A 9,942-nucleotide genomic window follows, 5' to 3' on the forward strand; every position below is an offset into this window, starting at 1 on the left:
CGGCCGGGCCTCAGCGGGTGGTGAGCACGGCGGCCACGGCGTCGAGCGCGCCGGGGACGAGGGCGTAGTACGCCCACACCCCGCGCTTGTCGCGGGTCAGCAGGCCGGCGTCGACGAGCACCTTGAGGTGGTGGGAGACCGTGGGCTGGCTCAGCCCGAGGGACTCGGTGAGGTCGCAGACGCAGGCCTCCGCGCCCTCGTGCGCGGCCACCAGCGAGAGCAGGCGCAGCCGCGCCGGGTCGGCGATCGCCTTGAGGGTGCGGGCGAAGGCCGCGGCGTCCTCCGCGCTCAGCGGCTCCCGCACCAGCGGCGCGCAGCAGGCCGGCGCGGTCGGGGTGAGGGCCAGGGTGGCGACCATGGGCCGAGTCTGGCACCAGGTATTCACCTGTGTCGATGTTGACAGCCGTCGATGTCCCTGCGAGGGTCCGCCGGAGATCATGTCGAGGCGCAGCGCCGCCGCTGAGCAGGAGGAGGGGGCACCGGTGAGCGACGTCGTCGCGGAGCGACCGGTCGCCGCCGACGGCCCGGTGCTGGCGCGCCTGTCCGTCCTGGACAGGTTCCTGCCGGTCTGGATCGTCGCCGCGATGGCCCTCGGCCTGCTCCTGGGCCGGACGGTCCCCGGCCTCGACGACACCCTCGACGCCGTGCAGGTCGGCTCGATCAGCCTGCCGATCGCGATCGGCCTGCTGCTGATGATGTACCCGGTGCTGGCGAAGGTCCGCTACAGCGAGACCTCCCGCGTCACCGGCGACCGCAGGCTCCTGGCGGCCTCCCTGGTGCTGAACTGGGTGCTGGGCCCGGCGCTGATGTTCGCCCTCGCGTGGCTCCTGCTGCCGGACCACGACGAGTTCCGCACCGGCCTGATCATCGTCGGGCTCGCCCGCTGCATCGCCATGGTCCTGATCTGGAACGACCTGTCCTGCGGCGACCGCGAGGCCGCCGCCGTCCTCGTCGCGATCAACTCCGTCTTCCAGGTCGTCGCCTTCGCCGCCCTCGGCTGGTTCTACCTGCAGGTCCTGCCGGCCTGGCTGGGCCTGGAGACGGCCAGCGCCGACTTCTCCGTCGCGGCGATCGTGCTCAGCGTCCTGGTCTTCCTCGGCATCCCGCTGGTCGCCGGCTTCCTCACCCGTGCGCTGGGAGAGCGGGTCAAGGGGCGCACCTGGTACGAGGAGCGCTTCCTGCCCCGCATCGGCCCGGTCGCCCTGTACGGGCTGCTGTTCACGATCGTCGTGCTCTTCGCCCTGCAGGGGGAGGCGGTCACCTCCCAGCCCTGGGACGTCGTCCGGATCGCGCTGCCGCTGCTGGCCTACTTCCTGGTCATGTTCGGCGGCTCCTTCGCCCTCGGCCGCGGCCTGGGCTTGAGCTACGCCAAGACCGCGACGCTGTCCTTCACCGCGGCGGGCAACAACTTCGAGCTCGCCATCGCCGTGGCGATCGGCACCTTCGGCGTCACCTCCGGCCAGGCGCTGGCCGGCGTCGTCGGGCCGTTGATCGAGGTCCCGGTGCTCGTCGCCCTGGTCTACGTCTCGCGGTGGGCGGGACGCCGGTTCTTCCCCGGTGACCCCACCGTCCCCGCCCGCCCCCGCACCGACGACCGGAGGACCTCGTGACCGAGACCGCCACCGACCGACCCAGCGTGATCTTCGTCTGCGTGCACAACGCCGGCCGCTCCCAGATGGCCGCAGGCTTCATGACCGCCCTGTCCGGGGGCGCCGTCGAGGTGCGCTCGGCCGGCTCGATGCCCGCCGACCAGATCAACCCGACCGCGGTGCAGGCCATGGCGGAGGTCGGCATCGACATCACCGCCGAGCAGCCGAAGGTGCTCACCACCGAGGCGGTGCAGGCCTCCGACGCCGTGGTCACCATGGGCTGCGGCGACGCGTGCCCGATCTTCCCCGGCAAGCGGTACGAGGACTGGGCCCTGGACGACCCGGCGGGCCAGGGCCTCGAGGCCGTGCGCCCGATCCGCGACGAGATCCGCGGGCGGGTCGAGGCGCTCCTGGCCGACCTGCTGCCCGCCGGGCGCTGACGGGCGGCGTCCGGCCCGGAAGGGGACCGGCTCACACCTCTGTCATTCTCGGTGACGAACGGTTACGGTTCGCGAGCGCAAACCCGCCGTGGGGCTCGCGCGTGGACGCAGAGGGGGCCGAGCGGGGTGAGCGCAGCCGGCGGCGCGAGCAGTCCCGCGGCGGAGGCCGGCGTCCAGGCCCGCACGCGCTACCACCCCGACGCCGGTGCCGTGCGCGCTGCTCGACGCTTCGTCGAGCAGCGCCTGCACGACCTGGGCCTGGACCAGCTCGCCGAGGACGCAGGCCTGCTCACCTCCGAGCTCGCGGCCAACGCGGTGCTCCACGCGCGCAGCCCCTTCGACGTGGTCGTCCACGAGGTGCCCTGCGGGGCGCGGGTGGAGGTGCACGACTGCTCCCCGGCCGTCCCGGTGATGGCGGCCGCCCGCGCGAGCGCCACCAGCGGCAGGGGGCTGGTGCTCGTCGAGAGCGTCGCCGTGCGGTGGGGCTGCGACCTGGACCCGGGCCGGGGCAAGCGGGTGTGGTGCGAGCTGAGCACCGAGGAGCGCCTCGACGCCGGCCCGAGCGAGGAGGACCTCCTCGCCCTGTGGGGCGACCTGGACGACGACGTCCCGCCGCCCCCGGACGAGCCCGGCACGGCGCTCCACGACGTCGAGGTCCCCGCGGTCCCCGTCCAGGACCTCCTGGCGGCCAAGGAGCACATGGACGACCTCATCCGCGAGCTCCAGCTGGTGCTGCTCGACCCGCAGCCCGCGTCGAGCGCGGCGGCGGTGGCCGAGCGCGCGGTGGCCGAGCGCCTGGACGCCGCGGCACGGGCCTTCGCCGACGTCCGGACCCAGGTGCGCACGCAGCTGGCGCGGGCCGCAGCGGAGGACCGTCCCAGCGTGACGCTGCACCTGCGCGTGCCGGTGCAGGCCGGCGGGGACGCCCTGCGCTACCGGGACGCCCTGGAGGAGGCCGAGGCGCTCAGCGCCCGCGGCGAGCTGCTGGCGTTCTCCGGCCTCGCCGGGCACGCGGCGGTGCGCCGGGCCTACCTCGACGAGGTCGTCGCGCGGCTGGCGGACCAGGCCCGCTGACCAGGCCGGCCGATCAGGCCCGGTGGATCAGGCCCGCTGGTCAGGCGCTGTGCTGGTGCCCGGCGAGCTTGGCCCGCACCTCGTCCATGTCGAGCTCCTGGACCGCGGTGATGAGCTGCTCCAGCGACTGCGGCGGCAGCGCCCCGGCCTCGGAGTAGACGAGCACCCCGTCGCGGAAGGCCATCAGCGTCGGGATCGACGTGATGTTGGCGGCGGCGGCGAGGCCCTGCTCGGCCTCGGTGTCGACCTTGCCGAAGGTGATGTCGGGGTGGCGCTCAGCGGCGGCCTCGAAGACGGGCGCGAACCGCTTGCACGGGCCGCACCAGTCCGTCCAGAAGTCGACCAGCGTGATGCCGTTGCTGCTCACGGCCTCCTGGAAGCCGGCGGCGGTGAGCTCGGTGGTGGTCATGCGCTCTCCAACCAGCGCGGCGGCGGCGCTGTTCCCGGGTGATCCCGCCCTCAACCCCGCACCGGACGTGCCGATACCCCGTGCAGGTCCCGATCCGCACCCTTCCCAGGAGCACGCTCATGAGTCCCGCAGCCTCCCCCCTCCAGGCCTTCCGCGACCTCGGCGTCGCCCCGAAGGTGCTCTCCGCGGTGGCGGCTGCCTCGCTCGTCGCCACCGGCGTCGGCCTCCTGTCCATCTCCTCGCTGGGGCAGGTCAACGACAGCGCGAAGCAGATCGCCGGGAGCGCGACGTCCATCGGGTCGCTCGGCGACCTGAGCAGCAGCCTGCGCGAGGCGCGGATCGACTTCCTCGGCCACGTCGTCTCCCTCGACGAGGCCGCCAAGGCGGACCGCGAGCAGCAGATGGCGGACGACGCGGTGGCGGTCCAGGAGGCGCTCGACGCCTACCGGGCCTCGGACCCCGCCGGCGACCCCGCGCTGGTGGCCCAGTTCGAGGAGGCGTGGACCGCGTACACCGCCCTGCGCGACACCGACGGCCTGGCCGCGAGCCGCGCCAACGACCTCGCCGCCTTCGGGGCCGTGCAGGAGCGCCTCGGCGTCTTCACCGACACGATGAACACCGTCCTGGCCGACCTCAACGAGGCGGAGATGACCGCCGGTGGCGAGGTCGTGGCCGCCGCCGACGACACCTACACCTCCGCCCGCACCCTGGTGACCACCGTGCTGGTCATCGGCCTGGCCCTCGCCCTGGCGCTCGGCTTCGCCGTCGCCCGGATGATCGTGGGCGGCCTGCGCCGGGTGCAGGACGTCACGGAGGCCCTGGCGGCCGGTGACCTGACGCGCAGCGCGGGGGTCGTCTCCCGCGACGAGGTGGGCCGGATGGCGGCCTCGCTGGACGCCGCGACCGGCGCCCTGCGCTCGGTGATGGGCACCGTGGCGGCCTCGGCGGACGCCGTGGCGGCGTCCTCGGAGGAGCTGTCCGCCTCCAGCGCGCAGATCTCGGCGTCGGCGGAGGAGACGAGCGCGCAGTCCGGCGTGGTCTCCACCGCGGCGGAGGAGGTCTCGCGCAGCGTGCAGACCGTGGCGGCGGGCGCGGAGCAGATGGGCGCCTCGATCCGTGAGATCTCCTCCAACGCCTCCGAGGCGGCCCGGGTGGCCGCGCAGGCGGTGACGGTGGCGCAGCAGACGAACGCGACGGTGACCAAGCTCGGTGACTCCTCCCGGGAGATCGGCGACGTCGTCAAGGTCATCACGAGCATCGCCGAGCAGACGAACCTGCTCGCCCTGAACGCGACGATCGAGGCGGCGCGTGCCGGTGAGGCCGGCAAGGGCTTCGCGGTGGTGGCGAACGAGGTCAAGGAGCTCGCGCAGGAGACGGCGCGGGCGACGGAGGACATCGGCCGCCGGGTGCAGGCCATCCAGGGCGACACCGCCGGTGCCGTCACGGCCATCGGCGAGATCTCCTCGATCATCGCCAGCATCAACGACTTCCAGCTGACCATCGCCAGCGCGGTGGAGGAGCAGACCGCGACGACGAACGAGATGTCGCGCTCGGTCTCCGAGGCCGCCAGCGGCTCGGGGGAGATCGCCCAGAACATCACCGGGGTCGCCACCGCCGCGGACTCCACCACGCAGGCCCTGACCCAGACCCGCACCGCGGTCGACGAGCTGTCCCGGATGGCCGCCGACCTGCGGACCACCGTCGCGCGCTTCACCTACTGACCCGACCTGCCGAAGCACCTCCTGAACCCCACGACCGACGATCCGCACGAGCAGAGGACGACAGATGGACGGCATGGACGAGATCGTCGGCGAGTTCCTGGTCGAGAGCTACGAGAACCTGGACCAGCTCGACCGCGACCTCGTGGCCCTCGAGCAGGACCCCCAGGCCCGTGAGCTCCTGGCCAGCGTGTTCCGCACGATCCACACCATCAAGGGCACCAGCGGCTTCCTGGCCTTCAACAAGCTCGAGGCCGTGGCGCACGTCGGCGAGAACCTCCTCGCCAAGCTGCGCGACGGCGTCATGACCATGACCCCCGGCGTGGCCGACGTGCTGCTGCAGATGGTCGACACCGTGCGGGCCCTGCTCACCCAGATCGAGGTCGACGGCACCGAGGGCGCCGTCGAGGTCGACGCGGCCGTGGCGAGCATCAAGGCCGTGCTGGACGCCGGCACCGCCGCTCCGGCCCCGGTCGCCGCCGAGCCCGCCCCCGCGGCTGCGGAGCCGGTGCAGGAGCCGGAGCCGGTGCAGGAGCCGGTGCAGGTGCAGGAGCCGGTGCAGGTCGTGGAGGCCGTCGCGCTCGCTCCCGCGGTGTCCGCTCCGGTGGCGGCTCCGGCTCGCGTGCCCGCTCCGGCGCCCGTGCCGGCCGCCGAGCCCGCCCCCGCCGAGGCCCCGACCTCGCGGCGCACCGCCGCCGACTCCTCGATCCGCGTGGACGTCGAGGTCCTCGACGCGCTCATGCGGCTGACCGGGGAGCTCGTCCTCACCCGCAACCAGATCATGCAGAAGGTCGCCTCCGGCGTCGACATGGACCTGCTGCGCGCCTCCCAGCGGCTCAACCTCATCGCCGGCGAGCTGCAGGAGGGCGTGATGAAGACGCGCATGCAGCCGATCGACCACCTGTGGTCGAAGCTGCCCCGCGTCGTCCGCGACCTCGGCGCCCAGTGCGGGCGCCAGGTGCGCCTGGAGATGGTCGGCGCCGACACCGAGCTCGACCGCACGCTCCTGGAGGCGGTCAAGGACCCGCTGACCCACCTGGTCCGCAACTCCGTCGACCACGGCATCGAGGCCCCCGCCGACCGCGTCGCGGCCGGCAAGCCCGCCGAGGGCGTGCTGACCCTGCGCGCGCGCCACGAGAGCGGGCAGGTCGTCGTCGAGGTCGCCGACGACGGCGCCGGCATCGACCCCGCCAAGATCGGTGCCAAGGCCGTCGAGCGCGGTCTGGTCACCGCCGACGCGCTGGCCCGGATGAGCCCGGCCGACGTCCTCCAGCTGATCTTCCTGCCCGGGTTCTCCACCGCGGCGGCCGTCACCAACGTCTCCGGCCGCGGCGTCGGCATGGACGTCGTCAAGACCAACATCGAGTCGATCGGCGGCACGATCGAGGTCGAGTCCGTCGCGGGCGCCGGGACGGTGTGCCGCCTGCGCATCCCGCTGACGCTGGCGATCGTGCCGGCGCTGACCGTCGAGTGCGCCGGCGACCGCTACGCCATCCCGCAGATCAGCCTCCAGGAGCTCGTGGCGCTGGACGCCGAGAAGGCGGCCACCGCGCTCGAGGACGTCGGCGGCGCGCCGGTGTACCGCCTGCGCGGCGAGCTGCTGCCGCTGGTCACCCTCGCCGACGTGCTGGGGCTGGCCTCCGAGCGCACCGACGGCCACGTGGTCATCGCGGTGCTCCGCTCGGAGGGCCGCCGCTTCGGCCTCATCGTCGACCGCGTCATCAACACCGAGGAGATCGTCGTCAAGGGGGTCGGGGGGCAGCTGAAGTCCATCGGCCTCTACTCCGGGGCGACCATCCTCGGCGACGGCGCCGTGGCGCTGATCCTCGACGTGCAGGCCCTGGCCCGCCGGGCCCTGCGCACCGAGGCCACCGACCGCCAGGAGTCGCGGGCCGTCGCGTCCACCAGCGTCGAGGAGCGCCAGCGGATGCTGCTGGCCGCCATCGGCGGTGGCCGCCAGGTCGCCATCCCCCTCGACACCGTCACGCGCCTGGAGCAGGTCAGGACGTCGGCGGTGGAGCGGGTCGGCTCGCGGGAGGTCGTGCAGTACCGCGGCGCGATCCTGCCGATCGTCCGCCTCGACCGGCACCTGGGCGCCTTCGGCGACACCGAGCGCGACACCCTCGAGGTCGTCGTCTACGCCGACCACGGCCGCAGCGTGGCCATCGTCGTGGAGGAGATCCTCGACATCGTCGACGGCGAGGCCGCCGTCCGCAGCGACATCGACGACCTCGGCCTGGTCGGCTCCGCCGTCTTCGGCGACAAGGTCACCGAGCTCCTCGACGTGCGCGCGGCGATCCTCGCCGCCGACCCGTCCTTCTTCTCCGCGCCCCACACCACTGACGCCACCACTGACGCCACCGGCGTCCCGTCCGGCCTGCTGGAGGTCTGAGATGACTGCTACCACCGCCCCCGTGCGCGGCGCCACCGAGCAGCTGGCCACCTTCTGGCTCGACGGCGACCTGTACGGCGTCGAGGTCGAGCACGTGCAGGAGGTCCTGCGCAGCCAGAACCTCACCCGCGTGCCGCTCGCACCGGCCGCCGTGGCCGGCCTCATCAACCTCCGCGGCCAGGTGGTCACGGCCATCGAGCTGCGCGAGCGCCTCGGCCTGACCCCGCGCCCGGAGGGCACCGACGCCGTCGTCATCGTCGTGCGCCTGCACGGCGAAGCGGTGAGCCTCCTGGTCGACAGCATCGCCGACGTCGTCGACGTCGACGTCCGCGACTTCGAGTCCCCGCCGGACACGATGGACGGCCGGGCCCGCGAGCTGATCCGCGGCGCCTACAAGCTCGACGGGCAGCTGCTGCTGGCCCTCGACGTGAACCGCGCCGTCGGCGCCTGACGGTCCCCCGAACCCTCGAAACGACCTGGAGCATCCTCATGGGCACCACCGCACGTGCTCGGCACGGCTGGTTCAACGACCGGTCCATCGCCGCCAAGATCGGCGCCGTCGTCACCCTGCTCGCCCTCGTCGTGATCGGCACGAACGTCGTGGCGATCCAGCGCATCACCGCCCTGCGCGACGGGCAGGAGGTCCTCTACAGCGAGAACCTCAAGCCCCTGAACGCGCTGTCGGCGGTGCAGCGGGCCACCGCGGCCCACCGCGCCCGCGTCCTCGAGTACGCGGTCTCCGACCCCGAGCGCCGCCAGGAGCTGCTGGGGGAGATGGACGAGAAGAGCGCCGACATCGAGGCGGCCCTCGCCGAGTACCAGCCGTTCGTCGTGGACGCCGACGCCATCGCGGCGTACACCACCGCCCGCGAGGCGTTCCTCGCCAGCAACGCCAGCGAGCTCTTCCCGGCCGCCGACCGCGGCGACCTCGCCACCTACGCGCAGGTCTACCGCGACGTCTCCAGCCCGCTGCTCACCCAGATCGCCGACGCGCTCGAGGCCGAGGGCGTCGCCCAGTCCGACGAGGCCGCCGAGCGCCGCGCCGCCGCGGACGCCGAGGCCGACACGGCGATCCGCACCCTCGTGCTCGCCGCCCTGATCTCCATCGCGGTCGCCGTCGCCCTGACCGTGCTGGTCGTGCGCCGGATCATGGCCACCGTCCGCTCGGTGCAGACCTCGCTCGAGGCCCTGGCCGGCGGCGACCTCACCGTCGTCCCGGCGGTCACCTCCGGCGACGAGCTGGGCCGCATGGCCCAGTCCCTCGCCACCGCGCAGGCCGGGCTGAGCTCGGTGATGGCGTCCGTCGCCGCCTCCGCCACCGCCGTCGCCGCCTCCTCGGAGGAGCTGTCCGCGTCCAGCGCGCAGATCTCGGCGTCGGCGGAGGAGACGAGCGCGCAGTCCGGCGTGGTCTCCACGGCGGCCGAGGAGGTCTCGCGCAGCGTGCAGACCGTGGCGGCCGGCGCGGAGCAGATGGGCGCGAGCATCCGCGAGATCGCCCAGAACGCCAACGAGGCCGCGCACGTGGCCGCCGCGGCGGTCACCGAGGCCGAGGCCACCAACGCCACCGTCGTGAAGCTGGGCGACTCCAGCCGCGAGATCGGCGACGTCGTCAAGGTCATCACCTCCATCGCCGAGCAGACGAACCTCCTCGCGCTCAACGCGACGATCGAGGCGGCGCGCGCCGGGGAGGCCGGCAAGGGCTTCGCGGTCGTGGCGAACGAGGTCAAGGAGCTCGCGCAGGAGACGGCGCGGGCGACGGAGGACATCGGCCGCCGCGTGGAGACCATCCAGGCCGACACCTCCGGCGCGGTCGAGGCGATCGGGCGGATCAGCGAGACGATCCGGCGGATCAGCGACTTCCAGACCACCATCGCCTCGGCGGTGGAGGAGCAGACCGCGACGACGAACGAGATGTCGCGCTCGGTCTCCGAGGCCGCCAGCGGCTCGGGGGAGATCGCCCAGAACATCACCGGCGTGTCCACCGCGGCGGAGTCCACCACCCAGGCCCTGACCCAGACCCGCACCGCCGTGGACGAGCTGTCCCGGATGGCCGCGGACCTGCGCACGACGGTGTCGCGCTTCACCTACTGAGCCCCCTCGGCCCGGCCCGTCCCCAGCGGCCGTCACCCCTCGCCTGGTGCGAGTGGGTGACGGCCGCTGGCGCGTGCGGGCAGCGCCCGTCACGCTGGCGCCTCGACCCCTCAGGAGGCGCCGTGCCCTACTCCCTCGTCAGCGCCGCCACGCTCGGGTTCGACCTCGTGCGCCTGCCCGGCGGCCGCCTGGTCGCCGAGGTGCTGCTCACCGGCCTCGGAGCCGACGC

Annotated in this window: 9 protein-coding genes; 7 read left to right on the forward strand and 2 right to left on the reverse strand. The window is 73.6% G+C overall.

Features of this window, described 5'->3' with window-relative positions; translation table 11 throughout:
• Window positions 1–10: 10 nt before the first annotated feature.
• A complete protein-coding gene (locus tag AC5FZL_RS05345; protein WP_493617533.1) occupies window positions 11–358 on the reverse strand; it encodes a metalloregulator ArsR/SmtB family transcription factor in 348 nt (115 codons plus the stop codon).
• Between the two features lie 124 nt (window positions 359–482).
• On the opposite strand from AC5FZL_RS05345, the gene arsB reads away from it, so the two are divergent.
• The 3 genes from arsB (at window position 483) to AC5FZL_RS05360 (ending at window position 3,103) form a co-directional block, all read left to right on the forward strand.
• On the forward strand, window positions 483–1,610 hold the full coding sequence (gene arsB / locus AC5FZL_RS05350; RefSeq protein ID WP_493617534.1) for an ACR3 family arsenite efflux transporter: 1,128 nt from the start codon (window positions 483–485) through the stop codon (window positions 1,608–1,610).
• Entirely contained in the window at window positions 1,607–2,029 is a 423-nt protein-coding gene (locus AC5FZL_RS05355; RefSeq protein ID WP_493617535.1) for an arsenate reductase ArsC, read from the forward strand. The genes arsB and AC5FZL_RS05355 overlap by 4 nt, the downstream gene beginning before the upstream one ends.
• A gap of 126 nt (window positions 2,030–2,155) precedes the next feature.
• Window positions 2,156–3,103: an ATP-binding protein gene (locus AC5FZL_RS05360; RefSeq protein WP_493617536.1), complete on the forward strand. Its 948-nt coding sequence runs from the start codon at window positions 2,156–2,158 to the stop codon at window positions 3,101–3,103.
• A gap of 40 nt (window positions 3,104–3,143) precedes the next feature.
• Here the strand turns inward: AC5FZL_RS05360 and trxA are convergent, their stop codons facing one another.
• The gene (trxA, locus tag AC5FZL_RS05365) at window positions 3,144–3,512 is read right to left on the reverse strand and encodes a thioredoxin (RefSeq protein ID WP_493617537.1); all 369 of its coding nucleotides are present in this window, start codon (window positions 3,510–3,512) and stop codon (window positions 3,144–3,146) included.
• A 119-nt stretch (window positions 3,513–3,631) separates the two neighbouring features.
• On the opposite strand from trxA, the gene AC5FZL_RS05370 reads away from it, so the two are divergent.
• The 4 genes from AC5FZL_RS05370 to AC5FZL_RS05385 all read left to right on the forward strand — a co-directional run bounded on the left by AC5FZL_RS05370 (window position 3,632) and on the right by AC5FZL_RS05385 (window position 9,713).
• Window positions 3,632–5,233 (forward strand): methyl-accepting chemotaxis protein, encoded by a 1,602-nt coding sequence (locus tag AC5FZL_RS05370; protein ID WP_493617538.1) that lies wholly within the window; start codon window positions 3,632–3,634, stop codon window positions 5,231–5,233.
• Window positions 5,234–5,297: 64 nt separating this feature from the next.
• Window positions 5,298–7,622, forward strand: coding sequence for a chemotaxis protein CheA (locus AC5FZL_RS05375; RefSeq protein WP_493617539.1), 2,325 nt, complete (start codon window positions 5,298–5,300; stop codon window positions 7,620–7,622).
• Window position 7,623: 1 nt separating this feature from the next.
• Entirely contained in the window at window positions 7,624–8,073 is a 450-nt protein-coding gene (locus tag AC5FZL_RS05380) for a chemotaxis protein CheW (RefSeq protein WP_493617540.1), read from the forward strand.
• Between the two features lie 38 nt (window positions 8,074–8,111).
• The gene (locus AC5FZL_RS05385) at window positions 8,112–9,713 is read left to right on the forward strand and encodes a methyl-accepting chemotaxis protein (RefSeq protein ID WP_493617541.1); all 1,602 of its coding nucleotides are present in this window, start codon (window positions 8,112–8,114) and stop codon (window positions 9,711–9,713) included.
• Window positions 9,714–9,942: the final 229 nt, after the last annotated feature.

The organism is Quadrisphaera sp. DVD1 (assembly GCF_058932755.1).